The organism is Gluconacetobacter sp. (assembly GCF_047721585.1).
Lineage (GTDB): Bacteria > Pseudomonadota > Alphaproteobacteria > Acetobacterales > Acetobacteraceae > Gluconacetobacter > Gluconacetobacter dulcium.
Map to the genome: position 1 here is coordinate 1 of NZ_JBDNXE010000096.1, position 16225 is coordinate 16225.

General features: G+C 65.7%; 18 protein-coding genes and 3 pseudogenes. 15 read left to right on the plus strand and 6 right to left on the minus strand.

The window, feature by feature from the left end:
• The 7 genes and pseudogenes from ABF821_RS15270 to ABF821_RS15300 all read left to right on the plus strand — a co-directional run.
• Nucleotides 1-229 (plus strand): hypothetical protein (locus tag ABF821_RS15270; RefSeq protein ID WP_415530612.1); only part of this gene is annotated, 229 nt, incomplete at its 5' end.
• Between the two features lie 608 nt (nucleotides 230-837).
• On the plus strand, nucleotides 838-1101 hold the full coding sequence (locus ABF821_RS15275; protein WP_415530613.1) for a type II toxin-antitoxin system RelB/DinJ family antitoxin: 264 nt from the start codon (nucleotides 838-840) through the stop codon (nucleotides 1099-1101).
• Nucleotides 1094-1438: a type II toxin-antitoxin system RelE family toxin gene (locus ABF821_RS15280; protein ID WP_415530614.1), complete on the plus strand. Its 345-nt coding sequence runs from the start codon at nucleotides 1094-1096 to the stop codon at nucleotides 1436-1438. Before ABF821_RS15275 ends, ABF821_RS15280 begins: the two co-directional genes overlap by 8 nt.
• Before the next feature lie 89 nt (nucleotides 1439-1527).
• Nucleotides 1528-2251: pseudogene (locus ABF821_RS15285) on the plus strand (recombinase family protein).
• Between the two features lie 65 nt (nucleotides 2252-2316).
• Nucleotides 2317-2487 carry a hypothetical protein gene (locus ABF821_RS15290; protein ID WP_415530616.1) on the plus strand — a complete coding sequence of 57 codons (171 nt, stop codon included), beginning with the start codon at nucleotides 2317-2319 and terminating at the stop codon, nucleotides 2485-2487.
• A gap of 64 nt (nucleotides 2488-2551) precedes the next feature.
• Nucleotides 2552-2974: an alternative ribosome rescue aminoacyl-tRNA hydrolase ArfB gene (gene arfB / locus ABF821_RS15295; protein WP_183007781.1), complete on the plus strand. Its 423-nt coding sequence runs from the start codon at nucleotides 2552-2554 to the stop codon at nucleotides 2972-2974.
• A 48-nt stretch (nucleotides 2975-3022) separates the two neighbouring features.
• Nucleotides 3023-4327, plus strand: a complete 1305-nt coding sequence (locus ABF821_RS15300) for a replication-associated recombination protein A (protein WP_415530617.1) — start codon at nucleotides 3023-3025, stop codon at nucleotides 4325-4327.
• Nucleotides 4328-4392: 65 nt separating this feature from the next.
• Here ABF821_RS15300 and ABF821_RS15305 read toward each other — a convergent pair whose 3' ends face one another.
• The 3 genes and pseudogenes from ABF821_RS15305 to ABF821_RS15315 form a co-directional block, all read right to left on the minus strand.
• A complete protein-coding gene (locus ABF821_RS15305) occupies nucleotides 4393-4530 on the minus strand; it encodes a hypothetical protein (RefSeq protein WP_415530618.1) in 138 nt (45 codons plus the stop codon).
• A 34-nt stretch (nucleotides 4531-4564) separates the two neighbouring features.
• Nucleotides 4565-4780 (minus strand): annotated as a pseudogene (locus ABF821_RS15310) (phage protease); the annotation flags it as partial.
• A 29-nt stretch (nucleotides 4781-4809) separates the two neighbouring features.
• Nucleotides 4810-5022 (minus strand): annotated as a pseudogene (locus ABF821_RS15315) (phage virion morphogenesis protein); the annotation flags it as partial.
• A gap of 437 nt (nucleotides 5023-5459) precedes the next feature.
• On the opposite strand from ABF821_RS15315, the gene ABF821_RS15320 reads away from it, so the two are divergent.
• Complete coding sequence (locus ABF821_RS15320) at nucleotides 5460-5774, plus strand: DUF6525 family protein (protein ID WP_415530630.1); 315 nt, start codon at nucleotides 5460-5462, stop codon at nucleotides 5772-5774.
• Between the two features lie 82 nt (nucleotides 5775-5856).
• On the opposite strand, the gene prpB is transcribed toward ABF821_RS15320, so the two are convergent.
• The 3 genes from prpB to ABF821_RS15335 all read right to left on the minus strand — a co-directional run bounded on the left by prpB (nucleotide 5857) and on the right by ABF821_RS15335 (nucleotide 9562).
• On the minus strand, nucleotides 5857-6777 hold the full coding sequence (gene prpB, locus ABF821_RS15325) for a methylisocitrate lyase (RefSeq protein ID WP_415530619.1): 921 nt from the start codon (nucleotides 6775-6777) through the stop codon (nucleotides 5857-5859).
• On the minus strand, nucleotides 6774-7934 hold the full coding sequence (gene prpC, locus ABF821_RS15330; protein WP_415530620.1) for a 2-methylcitrate synthase: 1161 nt from the start codon (nucleotides 7932-7934) through the stop codon (nucleotides 6774-6776). The genes prpB and prpC overlap by 4 nt, the downstream gene beginning before the upstream one ends.
• A 101-nt stretch (nucleotides 7935-8035) precedes the next feature.
• Nucleotides 8036-9562, minus strand: a complete 1527-nt coding sequence (locus tag ABF821_RS15335; RefSeq protein ID WP_415530621.1) for an MmgE/PrpD family protein — start codon at nucleotides 9560-9562, stop codon at nucleotides 8036-8038.
• Between the two features lie 124 nt (nucleotides 9563-9686).
• Between ABF821_RS15335 and ABF821_RS15340 the strand changes: the two genes are divergently transcribed.
• The 7 genes from ABF821_RS15340 to ABF821_RS15370 all read left to right on the plus strand — a co-directional run.
• Nucleotides 9687-11102, plus strand: a complete 1416-nt coding sequence (locus ABF821_RS15340; protein WP_415530622.1) for a helix-turn-helix domain-containing protein — start codon at nucleotides 9687-9689, stop codon at nucleotides 11100-11102.
• Between the two features lie 138 nt (nucleotides 11103-11240).
• Nucleotides 11241-11801, plus strand: a complete 561-nt coding sequence (locus ABF821_RS15345; protein WP_415530623.1) for a GNAT family N-acetyltransferase — start codon at nucleotides 11241-11243, stop codon at nucleotides 11799-11801.
• Between the two features lie 39 nt (nucleotides 11802-11840).
• A complete protein-coding gene (gene panB / locus ABF821_RS15350) occupies nucleotides 11841-12668 on the plus strand; it encodes a 3-methyl-2-oxobutanoate hydroxymethyltransferase (RefSeq protein ID WP_415530625.1) in 828 nt (275 codons plus the stop codon).
• 110 nt (nucleotides 12669-12778) lie between these two features.
• Nucleotides 12779-13228: an aminoglycoside 6'-N-acetyltransferase gene (gene aac(6'), locus ABF821_RS15355; RefSeq protein ID WP_415530626.1), complete on the plus strand. Its 450-nt coding sequence runs from the start codon at nucleotides 12779-12781 to the stop codon at nucleotides 13226-13228.
• A gap of 222 nt (nucleotides 13229-13450) precedes the next feature.
• Nucleotides 13451-15718 carry a TonB-dependent siderophore receptor gene (locus ABF821_RS15360; protein ID WP_415530627.1) on the plus strand — a complete coding sequence of 756 codons (2268 nt, stop codon included), beginning with the start codon at nucleotides 13451-13453 and terminating at the stop codon, nucleotides 15716-15718.
• Nucleotides 15715-15999: a hypothetical protein gene (locus tag ABF821_RS15365; protein WP_415530628.1), complete on the plus strand. Its 285-nt coding sequence runs from the start codon at nucleotides 15715-15717 to the stop codon at nucleotides 15997-15999. Before ABF821_RS15360 ends, ABF821_RS15365 begins: the two co-directional genes overlap by 4 nt.
• On the plus strand, nucleotides 15996-16225 hold a 230-nt coding region (locus tag ABF821_RS15370), incomplete at its 3' end, for a hypothetical protein (RefSeq protein ID WP_415530629.1). The genes ABF821_RS15365 and ABF821_RS15370, both read left to right, overlap by 4 nt.

The following is a 16225-nucleotide window of genomic DNA, read 5'->3' on the forward strand; positions in this document are numbered from 1 at the left end:
TTTGAGCAACATGGACACAAGATCAAAACTGATAGTTCTGTCTGCCGACCCCTTCGGCGGCCGGCAAATTCAATCTGGGAACTCCGTGCATGGTGTCAAGAGGCATCAAAAATGCAGAAAGGCAGGTTTTGGCGCCCTCTATCGCGTCTTCATTGCCTGCCCCATCACGATCCGGCGCTATGGCAAAAGCAGGTGTAGCAACGCCGTGAATTATGCGGCGCTCAACTGAAGATTCTGTGCTTCTGACGCCCCGCCTCATTCACAAAACCATCAGAATAATTAATAGTTATTCATCATATCACCGAGCGTTCTCCTTTTGTCGTCCGCCGGATTACGCCCGGATACGCCAGAGTACGCACACGCCGACAATTGCCGACACGAGTACCATTTCCTCGCTTCCAAAGTACAACGCCCTTGCCTTGAGGTATTCGTTTTTCATGCCCCATGATCCGGTTCTCTCCAGACGGGAAGGGCAGGACGATGACGGACAAGGACCGCAGGGCGAAGACTGGGCCGATCGCGCCGGCCAATGATAATAACCCGTCGGGAACCGCATCCGATCCGGCGATGAAAGCGCGGATGGACGAAACTGGTGTTCATCCTCGCCAGGATGCTTGGACGCCAGATCGCCCGCGAGGAATTCCAACGGCGGCTGGGTCAGATTGACACAGCCAACGACAACGATCCGTCAGACCGAAGGACAGCAAGTCGAGAGGAACCAGATGAATGACGCCTGTCCCATCCAGGGCACCATTTCAGGCAGGCCGGGATCACCTGTTTTGCGCTTCCTTTATTCGTACAAATGTATTACATTTGTCCTGCAATCAGGAGGAAGCCATGTCCGCCGTGACGTTCCGTGTCGATGACACCCTCAAGGCCGCCGCTGTCGCGAAGCTGTCGGCGCAAGGCATGTCCCTGTCCGACGTGCTGCGCGATACCCTGGCCTATATCGCCGAGACCGGCCAGCCGCCGGTCAAGCGCCGCCTTGTGACCGACGAGGATGCAAGGCTGATCGAGATCGTCCGCGAACGCCTCGCCGATCCCGCGCCGCGTCATCGCATGAGGCTGGCGGACTTGAAGGCCCGCCATCCGGATGACTGAATACGCGATCGAGTTCGACGATCGTGCTCTCCGCGAGTGGGATGGGCTGGACGGCAGCATTCGCAGGAAGTTCGAGAAGAAACTCGAAAAACTGGTTCTGAACCCGTATTCTCCCGGTAACGAACTGCACGGCGATCTCGCCGGATTCTACAAGATCAAACTGCCCCAGGACGGCTACCGCCTCGTCTATCAGGTCGTGGAACAGCGGATCGTCATCTTCGTCATCGCGGTCGGACGCCGCGAGGATAGCGACATCTACACGGCGGCAACCGGGCGCATCCCGGAGACGTCAGCCGATCGGACACATCAGCCCAGCGGCAGAAACCGCAAGAGGTAAACCTTACAAAACCACCTATCGGGAGATTCGCCATGACCCGCGTTGCTCTCTATGCCCGCTAATCCTCGGATAACCAGCGGGGGGCTTCGATCGAGGACCAGTTCCGCCTCTGTGAGGAACGCGCCACGCGCGAGGACTGGCAGGTGGTGGAGTATTACCGCGACGCGGCCATCTTCGGGGCCAGCATGATCCTGCGCCCCGGCATCCAGACCGTGCTGCGCGACGGCTCAGGCCGGGCAGTTCGACGTCGTGCTGGCCGAATCCCTCGATCGCGTGTCCCGCGACCAGGCCGACGTCGCTACCCTGTTCAAGCGTCTCCAGTTTGCCGGCGTGACCATTGTCACCCTGGCCGAGGGCGAGATCTCCGAACTTCACGGCGGCCGCAAAGGCACGATGAACGCCTTGTTCCTCAAGGACCTAGCGATGAAGACCCATCGCGGCCTTCGGGGCCGGGTCGAGGCGGGTATCCATCCCAATGTCGCGGCGATCTTCAAGCACAAGGTCGAGCGGCTGGCGGAAACCCTGAACCACCCCGAGGACCGGCAGGAAGCGTCCGAGGCCATCCGCGCCCTGATCGAGAAGATCGTGCTTCATCCCGGCAAAGGCCGGGGCGAGATGCACGCCACGCTCCATGGCGAACTCGGAAACCTGCTCGACTTCGCCGCGTCACGCGATCAGAGGGCCAAAAACACGAACACTCCCGGAGCCAGGGCTTCGGGAGTGTCGGTATCGGGTATTGCGGGGGGGGGCGCAATCGGCGGCCCCAGCGGACGCTGGAAGTTGAAGCCGATATCGCGCGCGTGGCGGCGATAGGGGAGACGGCGGAGAACCCCCCTGGGGGGCCTTGGCTGTTTGGATACTTCACGGCCGCCGATATCATGTTCGCGCCGGTGGCTTCCCGCTTCCAGACTTACGGTGTTTCCTTGGAAGGTCGTGCCGGGCGCTATCTGGAGCGGATGCTCTCTCACCCGCTGGCGCAGGCGTGGTTTGCCTCTGGACAGGATGAACCTGAAACCATTGATATGTTCGAACTGCCCACACGCGGATAGACGGCAGATCTGCGATCATGGAGGAATAGCGCGTGGCGGCGCGAAACATGCTATGTCGCGCGCCATGGCAATCCCGATCCTTCCCGGACTGTCGCTGGCCGAGACCGAGCTGGAGGTCAGCTACATCCTTGCATCCGGCCCTGGCGGGCAGAACGTCAACAAGGTGGCCACGGCGGCGCAGTTGCGGTTTGACGCCGCGCGCTCGCCCTCGCTGCCCGAACGGGTGCGGGCCAGGCTACTGGAAGTCGCGGGTAGCCGTGCCACGCGGGATGGGGTGATCGTGATCACGGCGCGGCGGTTTCGCACGCAGCTGCGCAACCGCGAGGATGCCATCGAGCGGCTGGCCGAACTGATCCGCGAGGCGGCGCATCGCCCCGCCTTTCGCGTGGCCACGCGGCCGGGCCGGGCCGCGCGCCAGCGCCGGCTGGATGGCAAGGCCCATCGGGCGGGTATCAAGCGGGGGCGTTCGGTGCGGTTGGATGATTAGGCGGGGCGCGCCCACGTTGGTCCGGGCTATTCGGTCCCTGGGTGAGCGATGAGCGATCTTTTCGACAGCGGGGCGCCGCTGGGGCGGGTGCCGCTGGCCGCCCAGTTGCGCCCGGCGACGCTGGATGACGTGATCGGGCAGTCGGCGGCGATCGCGCCGGGGTCGATCCTGCGCCGGCGGATTGCCGGCGGGGCGCTGGGCAGCGTCATCCTTTACGGACCGCCCGGCGTGGGCAAGACCTCGATCGCGCGGGCCGTGGGGAACATGCTCGGCAAGCGGTTCCGCCCGCTGCATGCGACGCGCAGCGGTGTTTCGGACATCCGCAAGCTGGCGGACGAGGCGCGGATGGTGCCGCTGCTGATCTTCGTCGATGAAGTGCAGCGCTTCACGGCGACCCAGACCGATGACCTGCTGGCGATCTGCGAGGAAGGCACGGCCGACTTCATCGGGGCCACCACCGGCAACCCGTATCATGTGCTGACCCCGGCGCTGGTGTCGCGCTCGACGATCCTGAAGCTGGAGCCGCTGAGTCTCGACGAGATGGAGCAGGTGGTGCGGCGTGGCATCGGCCATCTGCGCGCCGAGGGCGTGGAGATCGGGCTGACGGGGGAGCAGGTTCGCCGGATCGCGGGCCGTTCGGGGGGCGACGCGCGCCGGGCGCTGACGACGCTGGAAAGCCTGGCGGTGGGGCATGAGGCGCGGGCGGTCACGGTCAGCGACGCGATGCTGGATGAGGCTTATGCGGCGGCGCCCGTCAATCACGACCGGTCGGGCGATGCGCATTATGATGTCGTATCGGCCTTTGTGAAATCCATGCGCGGGTCGGACCCGGATGCCACGCTGTACTGGCTGGCGCGCCTGATCCATGGCGGTGAAGACCCGCGCTATATCGCGCGGCGGATCATGATCCATGCGTCGGAGGATGTGGGGCTGGCCGACAATACCGCGCTCCAGACCGCCGTGGCGGCGATGCAGGCCGTGGAGAAGATCGGGTATCCCGAGGCGCAGATCGTGCTGGCGCATGCGGCGCTGCATGTGGCGCGGGCGCCCAAATCGGGCTCGGCGTGCCGGGGGATTTCTACCGCCATGCAGTATGTGACGAGCAATCCGCCTGCCGCGGTGCCGCTGCATCTGCGCGATACCCATTACAAGGGGGCGGCGTCGCTCGGCCATGTCGGATATCGCTTTCCCCATGACGACCCGCGCGGTTGGGTGGAGCAGGTTTATGCGCCCCTCCCGAAGGGGACGCTGTATCAGAGCGATGCCCGCGATGCGGCGACGTTCGAGAAGCGGGCCGATGAATATTGGCAGCGTGTGACCGGTGAGGAGCCGCCGCGTCGGGGGCGGACCTGATCCGGAGCGGAGCCCGTTCGCACGGGATGGCGGATCGTGGCGGGCGTGGATTCTCCGACAGGATCTTACGTTTTCGGGTCGTGGACTGTTGGGACCACGATCTTCGACAGGGCCGCTTCGATGGGTGACCATTTTCCCGCGCGGGATGTCGCGGCGACGTAGCCATCGGGGCGCACCAGCCAGCGCGGCGGCCACGTCGGCATCGGTCGCGGTTTCGGGGAGGCCGAGCCTCCGCCGGATGTCAGCGAGGTCCATTCGGTTCCCCTGGTTGTGCAGAGAGGCGAGTTGCAGGTTGGGCAGATTGGTGAGGGATGCGCGGGCGACCTGCGTCACCCGGCCGTTCGGCGCGAAGAACGCGGGCGAAATCCCGCGATAGGCGCGCCCTTCCACGAGGGCGCGTCCGTCGGGCGTCCATTCGACACGCCCCCAGATGCCGTCCTGGCGGGCCTGCATCGCGACGATCCAGCCAACGGCCGGTGCCGGGCCGCCGCCTTGTCCGCCGCGTAATGCGGATTCGGCGGCGCCCAGGGCGTGCCGTCCGACGCCGTCTGGGTCTCGAACCGCCGCTGGGTGGACTGGATCAATTCCTCGCCCACCGCCGCCAGCACCCGCGACGGGTTGCGCCCGATCGCGGCGATGCGGTCCAGGGCCGAGGTGATCTCGCGCATCGTCCCGGTCAGTCTGATCTGCGCCATTGATTTTCCCGTATCCGTCCGTCATCGTGCAGGCGCGGAACACGCGGTGAGAGCGCCGATATTCTCCCCAGCGCAGCCACCTCCCAAGGGGCGGATTATAGGGTTCCCGGGAGGCCCTATTCGCGTGTTCCGTCCTCCATCCCTCCCCATAGAAAACCGCGCCGCGCCAGACGCCCGCCTGTCTCTTTGTCCGGACGGGAGGCGGCGTGCGCGGGGGTGGAAGAGGAGGGGGCGTGATCGAAGCGGGCGGAGGAGGGGAGCCGTCCGCGATAGGCTGTATTGTTATGTTATAATATACGATATAGACTGGGCCGAACAGAACGGAATGGGCGGCCGCTGTGATGGACGAAAGAGCTGGGGTTTGCGTGTTGTCCGCAGGTGGCACGGAGGCCGGGACGCTGCCGGTTGCGGGCAACGAGCGGACGGTGCGGCATGAGATGTGGCGGCGATACGATGGGGATGACTGGGAGGCGTTCGACGTGCTGCCTCCCGCGATCCGTCAACGGGTCGCCGAACACGCTTATGATGCGTGGTCGGTGAATGTGATGGTTCTCTGGCGCCATTACAGACGGCTCCATGGGCGGACGCCGCGCGCGGAACGGGCGTTGATCCGGTATCTCGATTATTGTGAAAGGCTGGAGCGGGCGGCTTTCGCCGCGCGATATGCGCAGGCATATGGCGCGGCATTGCCCCATGATGCGGCAGGCGCGACCATCCTGCGCGGGCGGTCGGCCGATGCGTCGATGCGATGACGGGCCGCGCGCGGCGGAACGGGTGGGGGGAAGGGGATGGTGTCCCCTTCCGGCGGGTCGCGGGGTTTGACGACCGGGTTTTTTATGCCGGTTCGCCGACCTTTGGCAGAACCGTTTCCACGATTGACTGATCCAGCGCCTCGTATTCGTGATAGCGCAGGGTTCGGTAGAGGGCTTCGCGGGTTTGCATGTGGGGCAGCATGGCCTCGGTGCTGCCGTCGCGGCGCAGGGTGGTGTACAAATCTTCCTGCGCCTTGTTGGCGACCCGCAGCGAACTGACGGGCCAGATGATCATGCTGTAGCCCATGTCCGCGAATTCGCTGGCGGTGAAGAAGGGGGTGCGGCCGAATTCGGTCATGTTGGCCAGCAGCTTGACGCCGGGCATGCGGCGGGCGAATTCGCGGAACATGTCCGCCGTCGTCAGGGCTTCGGGGAAGATCGCGTCGGCGCCGGCTTCGATGTAGAGTTTGGCGCGCGCGACGGCGCCGTCGATGCCCTCGCTGGCCGCCGCGTCGGTGCGGGCGATGACGACCAGATCGCGCGCGGCCTTGCGGGCGGCGCCGACTTTCAGGGCCATGTCGTGCGGGGTGGCGAGCTTCTTGTTGTTCAGGTGGCCGCATTTCTTGGGCAGGATCTGGTCTTCCAGATGCACGGCGCCGGCGCCCGCATCCTCGAAGGTGCGGACCATGTTCATGACGTTGAGCACCTCGCCATAGCCGGTGTCGCCATCGACCAGCAGGGGCAGGCCGGTGGCGTTGACGATCTGGCGGATGAAGAACGTCACCTGGTCGATGGTGATGATGCCCAGGTCGGGCAGGCCCATGCTGGCCGTCATGGCCGCGCCCGAGAGATAGAGCGCGTCGAAGCCCGCGTCCTTCGCCTGGAGGGCGGCCTGGCCGTTATGGGCGCCGGGCAGTTGCAGGATGCCGGGCGCATTGAGCAGGGCGCGGAAGCGTTGGCCCGCCGGTTTGTCGGCGGCGGCGCCGCCTGTCAGGTAAATCATGCTGCTTTCTCCATGCCGCCGCGCTGGTGCAAGGGGGTGAAGGGCCGCTTGTCCGGCCCGATATAGTCCGCCGAGGGGCGGATGATCTTGCCGTTCTCGCGCTGTTCGATGACGTGGGCGCTCCAGCCGGTCAGGCGCGCGATGACGAAGATCGGCGTGAACATGGCGGTGGGGATGCGCATCATGTTGTAGGAAACGGCGCTGAACCAGTCGAGATTGGCGAACATGTTCCGCCGTTCGGCCATGACGCCCTCGATCCGCTCGGCCACGTTGTAGAGGCGCATCGCGCCGCTGCGGGCCGACAGGCGTTCCGCCCATTGCTTGATCACGGCGTTGCGCGGATCGGCGATGGTGTAGACCGGGTGGCCGAAGCCGATCACGACCTCGCGGTTTTCCAGTCGGCGCAGGATGTCGGCCTGGGCTTCGTCCGGCGTCTGGTACCGCTGCTGGATTTCCAGCGCCACCTCGTTGGCGCCGCCGTGGCGCGAGCCGCGCAGCGCGCCGATGCCGGCGGTGACGGCGGAATACATGTCCGACCCCGTGCCGGCCACCACGCGGCAGGCGAAGGTCGAGGCGTTGAATTCATGCTCCGCGTACAGGATCAGCGAGGCGTGCATGGCGCTGACCCACTCGGCCGGCGGGGCGTGGCCGTGCAGCATGTGCAGGAAATGGCCGCCGATGGTCTCGTCGTCGGTCTCGACGTCGATGCGTTTGCCGTTGGTCGAGAAATGATACCAGTACAGCAGCACCGAACCCATCGAGGCCAGCAGCCGGTCCGCGATTTCGCGCGCGCCGACCGGGTTCATGTCGCGCCGTTCGGGCAGGATGCAGCCCAGGGCGGACACGCCGGTGCGCATGACGTCCATCGGGTGGGCGGCGGCCGGAATGTCCTCCAGCAGGCGGCGCAGGCGGACGGGCAGGCCGCGCATGGCGCGCAGGCGCTCCTTGTATTCCGCCAGTTCGGCGGCGTCGGGCAGGTGGCCGTGAATCAGCAGGTGGGCGACTTCCTCGAACGCGCAGGATTCCGCGAGGTCCTTGATGTCGTAGCCGCGATAATGCAGGTCGTTGCCGGTGTGGCCGACCGAGCTGAGGGCGGTTTCGCCGGCGGTGACGCCGGAGAGGGCGACCGATTTCTTGGGTTTGGACGCTTGGGTCATGTCACGTCTCCTTTTTGTGCCTTTTCGCAGGGCGCTGCCCTGCACCCGGAAGGGGACTCTCGTCCCCTTCACCCCTGTTCGTTGAGGGGTGGGGTGGTCTTTTATGCCGGGAAATTGAAGATTCCGGTCTTGTCGGTGGCTCTCAGGGATTGCGGCGGAAGGGTGATTTCGAGATGGCGCAGTTCGTCGGCACGCAGGGCGGGCAGGCGTTGGGCGACGTCCAGGAAGCGTTCGATTTCGGCGGGAAGCAGGATGCCTTCGGTCAGGACGCGGAATTTCCGGATGTAGTCGGGCCGGGTCCACGGGGTCGCGCCCAGCGGGTGGGCGTTGGCCACCGCCAGTTCGCCGTCCAGCTTCGTGCCGTCATTGAAGGCGATGGTGATGCGGCCGCCGAAGGCTTTTACCGCCGGATCGTCGGCGTGATAGCGGGCGGTCCATTTCGGGTCTTCCACCGTGTGGATCTTGCGCCATAGCCGTACCGTGTCTTCGCGTTGCGCGCGCTCGGGCAGGTAGGAGCGGACATGGTGCCACGCGCCGTCCTGCAGGGCGACCGCGACGATATACATGATCGAATGGTCCAGCGTCTCGCGCGAGGCCGTGGGGTCGAATTTCTGCGGGTCGTTGGAGCCGGTGCCGATCACGTAATGGGTGTGGTGGCTGGTCTCGATCAGGATGTCCTTCACGTCGTCCCAGCTGCGGCCGGACGCTTTGACCTCGGCGCCCAGGCGGAAGGCGAGGTCGATCAGGGCCTGGCTTTGATATTCCGCCGAATGTTCCTTGGTGTAGCTGTCGAGGATCGCGCGCTTGGCTTCACCGGCCTCGGGCAGGGCGACGCGGTAATGGGCATCCTTGCCGTCCAGCATCCAGGCGATTACGCCGTCTTCGCCCTCGTAGATCGGGCTGGGGGAGGTTTCGCCCAGCATGGCGCGGTCCACGGCCTCGACGGCCATCTTGCCGGCGTGGGAGGGGGCGTAGGCTTTCCATGAGGAAATCTCGCCCTTGCGGCTCTGGCGGGTGGCGGTGGTGACGTGCAGGGCGTGCTGGATCGACTGGTAGATGGTCTCGGTGGGCAGGCCCAGCAGTGTGCCGATGCCGGCCGCGACCGATGGGCCGAGATGGGCGACATGGTCGATCTTGTGCTTGTGCAGGCAGATCGCCCGCACCAGGTCGATCTGGATTTCGTAGCCGGTGGCGATGCCGCGCACCAGTTCGGCGCCCGAGCGGCCGCATTGCTGGGCCACGGCGAGGATGGCGGGGATGTTGTCGCCGGGATGAGAATATTCGGCGGCCAGGAACGTGTCGTGGTAATCCAGTTCGCGCACCGCCGTGCCGTTGGCCCAGGCGGCCCATTCGGCGTGGACGCGCACGTCCGGCCCGCAGCCGAACAGGGTGGCGCCGCCGGGCCTGGCATGGGCCAGGGCTTCGGCGCGGGCGCTGACCACCGTGTGGCGGTTGACCGAGGCGATGGCGACCGAGGCGTTGTCGATCACGCGATTGATGATCATCTCGGTGACGTCGGGGACGATGGCGACCGGGTCGGCCGCGACCTCGGCGATCTGCCAGGCCAGTTGCGCGTTGCGCGCCAGCCGGTCGCTCTCGGGGTGAACGGTGATGTCGTAATGCCGCATGGCTTCGTTCCTCTTCAGGGGCGTTGCTGCGGAGTATGGCCGTTCTCGCGCATTCGGGAATGGCGATCCGGGCGAAATGGTGCCACGGTCGGGCAGTGGTTTTGCGAAGGATGCGAAGGTGGCAATGGCGGGCGAGAAGATCTTCGCTGGGTCGAGAATCCGTGATTTGCGCAACAGGAATGGGCAGTCGCAGCAGGGACTGGCGACGGCGCTGGGTCTCTCCGCGAGCTATCTCAACCAGATCGAGAACGATCAGCGCCCTTTGACGCCCGGCATTCTGTTAAAACTTTGCACGATGTTCGGCGTGGAGCCGACCTGGTTCAGCGACAGTGGCGATGTCCAGCGCATGCAGGTGCTGCGCGAGATCCTGGGGGACCCGCTGTTCAGTACCACCCCCAACCCCCGCCCGGTCCCGCCGGCGGGGGGGGGCGCGCCGGGCCGGCCCCCCCAGTGCGGCACCCGCTACCCCGCCCCCCCCGGGGGGGGGGGGGCGGGGGGGCGGGGGGGGGCCGCGACGCCGGCGCCGCAGCCGGGCACCGGGTCGTATGACTCGGTGGGCGACTGGGTGCAGGCGGAACGGAATTATTTCGACGAGATCGACCGTGCGGCGGAAGGGCTGTACGAGACCGCGCGGCTGGACGAGGGCGGGCCGGCCGAGATGCTGGGGCGTTATCTGCGCGACCGGCACGATATCCGCATCGTGACCGATGCGGGGCTGGACCGGGAAGGGGTGATGTGGCGGTTCGACCGGCGGGCGCGCCGGTTGTCGCTGACCGGAGGCGTGCCGCCCGAGAGCAGTGCGTTCTGGCTGGCGCAGGTGATCGGGCGGCTGGATTACGGGCAGGTTCTGGCCCGGCCGGTGCGTCGGTCAGGGCTGGGCAGCGCCGATGCGCGGGCGCTGGCCACCGTGGGGATGAGCAATTATTTCGCCGGGGCGCTGCTGCTGCCCTATGAGCGGTTTCGCCGGGCGGCGCGGCAGACGCGGCATGATCTGGATTTGTTGCAGCGCCAGTTCGGGGTGAGTTTCGAGCAGGTGTGCCATCGGCTCTCCACCATGCAGCGGCCGGGGGCGGAGGGGATTCCGTTCTATTTCATCAAGACCGATATCGCCGGCAATGTGCTGAAGAGCTACAGCGCCACCCGCTTCAGCCGCGCGCGGTTCGGCGGGTTGTGCGCGCAATGGAATGTGTTCGAATGTTTTTCGGCGCCGGGCAAGCTGCATGTCCAGATGTCGCGCACCACCGATGAGGCCATCTATATCAGCGTTGCGCGGACGGTGGGGCATTCTCCGGTTTCCTATTTCGACCGGCCGCGCCTGGTGGCGATCGTGCTGGGGTGCGCGGTGTCTCATGCGCCGGAACTGGTCTATTCGGCGGGGCTGGACCTGACCGACGACCGGATGGTGATCCCGATCGGGCCGGGGTGTCGGGCCTGCATCCGCACCGATTGCCGCCATCGGGCGATCCCGGCCACCGGCTTCGGCATCGACGCGGGCAGCGAGGAGCGCGGGGTGGTGCCCTATCACATGGTGGCACCGTGAGAGCGTTGCGTGGAAATGCGTGCTTGATCGCCGCCGGCCTGGATTTCCAGACCGGCCATGGGTGGATTGACCGCATGGCGGCTCCGTTCCATGCACGGCGTCATGAAAAGCGCGACATCGGGACAGGGAGAATGGCAGATGCGTGGTGACTGGCAGATCCGGCCGGCCCGGCCGGATGAGGCCGTGCTGTTACCGGCGGTGGAAGAGGCGTCGGGCGCGCTGTTTCGCACCATCCCCGATCTGGCCTGGATCGCGGATGACGGCGTGATGTCGGCGGAGGCGCATCTGGCGGCCATTGAGGCCGGAACATGCTGGGTGGCTGTGGATGGCGAGGCTGTTGCCGGTTTTCTGTCCGCCCGTGTGGCGGGCGAGGATGGGAATGGCGCGGATGCCGGCCGGGCGGTGCTGCATGTGTGGGAGATGTCGGTGGCACCCGCGCATCAGGGCCGGGGACTGGGCCGGGCGTTGCTGGAGCATGCGGCGGCTTATGCGGCGGTGCAGGCGATGGCGGCTGTGACCCTGACGACGTTTCGCGACGTGGCGTGGAATGCGCCGTTCTATGCGCGCACCGGTTTTGCGATCCTGCCCGACGAGGTGCTGACGCCGCGTCTGCGGGACATCCTGGCGGCGGAGGTGGCGCATGGCCTGCCGGCGGCGCGGCGGTGCGTCATGCGGCGGCCGGTTTCTCTCGTTTCCTGATCATCCTTTCATAAACCAACATATTTCATGGATCGTATCATGCGTATTACCGTTTTCGACATCCAGACCATGAAGGAATCCGGGCAGCGGATCGCCATGCTGACGGCGTACGATCACCCCTCCGCCGCGCTGGCCGAGCGGGCGGCGGTGCCGATGCTGCTGGTGGGGGATTCGCTGGGGATGGTGGTCCATGGGGCCGACACCACCCTGCCGGTGACGCTGGACGACATGATCCGCCATGCGCGTGCCGTGGTGCGTGGCAGCAGCCGGGCGCTGGTGGTGGCCGACCTGCCGTTTCTGACCTATGCGACCGAGGCCGATGCCATCGCCTCCGCCCGGCGGGTGATGCAGGAGGCCGGGGTGCAGGCGCTGAAGCTGGAAGGCGGGGTATCCATTGCCCCGACGGTGCGGCGGCTGACCGAACTGGGCGTGCCGGTGATGGGGCATCTGGGCCTGACGCCGCAGGCGCAGCACACGCTGGGCCTGCGCGTGCAGGCGCGGCAGGCGGAGGCGGCACGGCGGCTGGTGGAGGACGCGCTGGCCTTGCAGGATGCCGGGGCGTTTGCCCTGGTGCTGGAACTGGTGCCGGCGCCGCTGGCGGAAGCGGTGACGCGGCGGCTGCGGATTCCGGTGATCGGCATCGGGGCCGGGGCGGGGTGCGACGGGCAGGTGCAGGTGTGGCACGATCTGCTGGGCCTGTTGCCGGGTAAATCGCCGCGCCATGCGAAACGCTATGCCGATATCGGTGCCGCGATCGAGGAGGCGGTGCGGGCCTATGTGGGCGAGGTGCAATCCGGAGCCTTCCCCACGGCGGCGCAGAGCAGCAGCATGGATCCAGACGAACTGTCGCGCGCGCTGGGGGGATGACAGGGAGAGTGCATGCGGCGGTGTGACCGTCATGGTGGGGCGCGCTTCGTTTGGACACGCCTTGGGGCTGATGAGGCGTGCCCGGCGCACGCGGGGCGACGGAAGGGCGGATGATGGAAATCATAGCGGTGTCCGCAGGTCATATCGGTGCTTATGCGGCCCTGCGGGTGGCGTTGTGGCCGGCGGAGGGTGTTGCCGGGCACCGGGAAGAGATCGAGCGGGCCATGGCCGCACCGGATGCCGGTCATGTGGCCTTTCTGGCCGTTGCCGGAAGGGATGTGTGCGGCTTTGCCGAGGCGGCGCTGCGGCATGATTATGTGAATGGGTGCACGACCTCGCCCGTCGCCTTTGTCGAGGGGCTTTATGTATCGCCGGACTGGCGGCTGCACGGGGTGGCGCGCCTGTTGATCGACCGGGTGGTGGCGTGGGCGCGCGGGCTGGGATGTGCGGAAATCGCATCGGATGCGGATGTGTCCAATACGGACAGCCATGCGATGCACGCGGCATTGGGATTCGCCGAAACCGAGCGGGTCGTGTTTTTCCGACGCAGTGTGCGCTGAGAGCCTGACCGGCGCATGGTCCGGTGACGCGGGGCAGGGGCAAAACCCGGCCCCGTTCCGCCTTTTTCGGGAAAATGATGTCTTTGCCGCAGGATGTGCGAAGATGGGGTGTCACATTGTGGCGAATGTATCAAAATATTGATGCTCGTGCTCTTTTGTTGACAGTAAGTCTCAATTGCATCAAAGCCCCGCTGCATGGTTTCAGTCGCGGAAAAGGGGCCGATGAGACAGTCAGTTCGTTTGGCGGGCATTGCTGCCCCCGTTGTGCTCATGGCGTCGTTCGGCGTGCCGGCCGTGGCGGCCGCGCCGGAACAGGATGTCGTTCAGGAGAAGGCGGCAAAGGAAAAGCAGGACGGGAAAGGCGGCAAGGAGGAAGTGATCGTGGTGACGGCGACCGGGCTGTCGCACGCCACGTCTTCCACCAAGACGCGGACGCCGATCATCGACTCTCCGCAGACCATTTCCATTGTCAGTCGCGAGGAAATCGAATTGCGGGCCTCGCCGACCGTGGCGGATGCGCTGGCCTATACCGCCGGGGTGCAGTCGGAGCCGAGCGGTATCGACAGCCGTGTCGATGAAGTGTCGGTGCGCGGTTTCGGCGCCGGTGGATTTTCCTCGAACAACAATTTCGTCGATGGGCTGCGCCTGCCGTCCGGTGGGCAGTGGACGCGGACATCGTTCGATCCGTTCGCGTTGCAGCAGATCGAAGTGCTCAAGGGGCCGTCGGGTGCTCTCTACGGGCAGACGGCACCGGGGGGCATCGTCAATCTGACGACCAAGCGGCCGACCGAGCAGAGCCATGGCGAGTTCTTCCTACAAACGGCGGGCTTTACCGATCTGGGGAACTGGCAGGGGCAGGCTTCGGGCGATGTGTCGGGCAAGCTGACCAAGGACGGAGCCGTGTCAGGGCGGATCGTGGCGGTGGCGCGCTATGGCGGGACGCAGGTGAATGATGTGTCGGTCGGCCGCTATTACGTGTCGCCCAGCCTGACATGGAAATTCGCGCCGCACTCGTCCTGGACGCTGCTGGGGCAGTATCAGCGGGATGCCGGTGGGTCCACCTTCCAGTTCCTGCCGAAGACGGGCACCCTTGTTGCGTCGAAAGGACGCCGTATCGCCAATGATGCGAATATCGGTGAGCCGGACTGGGATACGTTCGACCGTACCCAGGCATTGGCCGGTTCGTTCCTCGAACACCGTTTCAGCCGCTTTCTGACGGTGCGGAACAATCTGCGCTATACCTATCTCGACAATCTCTATCGCGCGACGGTGCTCTCCGGCGACACGCTGGCGGCCTGCCCGCCGAGCCTGAAAGGGTGTGTGGCGGGCGAGACGGTCAACCGCCGTGCGGTGGAAGGGCGGGGCCGCTCGCAGGGCGTTGCCATGGATACGCAGCTCGAGGGGCATGTACGCACCGGGCCTGTGCAGCATACGCTGCTGGCGGGGACGGATTTTTTCTATACCAGTTGGGAGAGTTCGCGCGATCTGGCGAACCCGGCGCTGGTGTTGCCGATGCTGGATATCTTCGATCCGGTCTCGCGCGGGGCGGCGGGTTATGAACGCGGGTTGAGGCCGCAGGTCTATAGCGCGACGGAATCGAGCCAGAAGGGCGTGTATTTTCAGGACCAGCTCAAATATGAGCGGTTGCGGGTGACGATCGGCGGGCGGCAGGACTGGGCGGAGGACGATACGCTCAACATCCTGACCAGGAAACGCTATGTCACGGATTCCAATAAATTCACCTGGCGGGCGGGGGCGGTCTATCTGCTGGATTTCGGGCTGGCGCCTTATTTCAGCTATGCGACCTCGTTCCTGCCGCTGGTGTCCGACCCGTCCACCTCGCTGGACGGCAAGCCCTTCAAGCCGACGACCGGCGATCAGTACGAGGCCGGGCTGCGCTATCAGTATGGCAAATCCATCTATGTGACGTTTGGTGGTTACCAGATCACCCAGCAGAATATGACGACGGTCTCGCCCGGTGGGGAACAGTGCGGCACGACGACCTGTCTGGTGCAGACCAGCGAAGGCCGCGTCCGGGGGCTGGAACTGGAAGGGCGGGCCACGCTGCCGTGGGACATGGCGGTGATCTTCACCGGCACCCGCAGCGATGCCAAGGTCACGAAATCGAACACCGCCTTGCAGGTCGGCAATTATCTGCCGCAGGCGCCGAAATGGATGGCATCGTTGTTCGTTGACCAGCGGGTGCGTTCGGGCATGTTCCGTGGCGCGGGTGTCGGGGGCGGTGTGCGCTATACCGGCCACAGCTATGGCGATACGGCGAATACGCTGTCGATTCCGGGCTATACGTTGTTCGACATGTTCCTGCGCTACGATTTCGGTGCCGCGCATCCGCGTTATGACGGGCTGTCGTTCTCGGTCAATATGCGCAATATCGCCAACAAGCGGTTTGTCGCGACCTGCACCGCCGTGTCGGCCTGCTATTACGGGCAGGGGCGCAGCCTGACCATGCGTCTGGAATATCGCTGGTGACGGCTTCGGTCTTCTTCCTCGCGGTGGGGAGTGGGGCGTCGGTTGTGGGGGGGATGCTGTGCTATCTCGCATCGCGGCACCAGCGCCTGCTGGTTGCCCGTCCTGCTGCGGGGCCGTGCCTGACGGGTGCGGCCGTCGCAACCTGTGTCGCGCTGGGCTGCCTGTTGCAGGTCCGGGGACCGGCGACGGCTGTGTTCATGGTCGTGCTGTTGCTGATGGTGGTCTGGAGCATCGTGCCGGCGATGGTCGCCTTCCTGATGCAGCGGGAGGGGCGGCGATGAAAGGCGCGCGGCTGGATAATCGCCAGTGGGTGGCCAAGCTGGCGGCCGGGATCGTGCCGGGCTGCGCGCTGGCCCTCGCGGTCATGGCCGTGGTCGGGGCGCTGTGCCATACGACGGGCAGCCCGATGACGCTCTCGGCGCAGTTTCTGCTGTGGTTGGCCGGATTGCTTTGGGCGGTGATCCTGTCCGGCTGTTTCCTGTTTCGCTCCGGGGGGTGGGCCTGGGG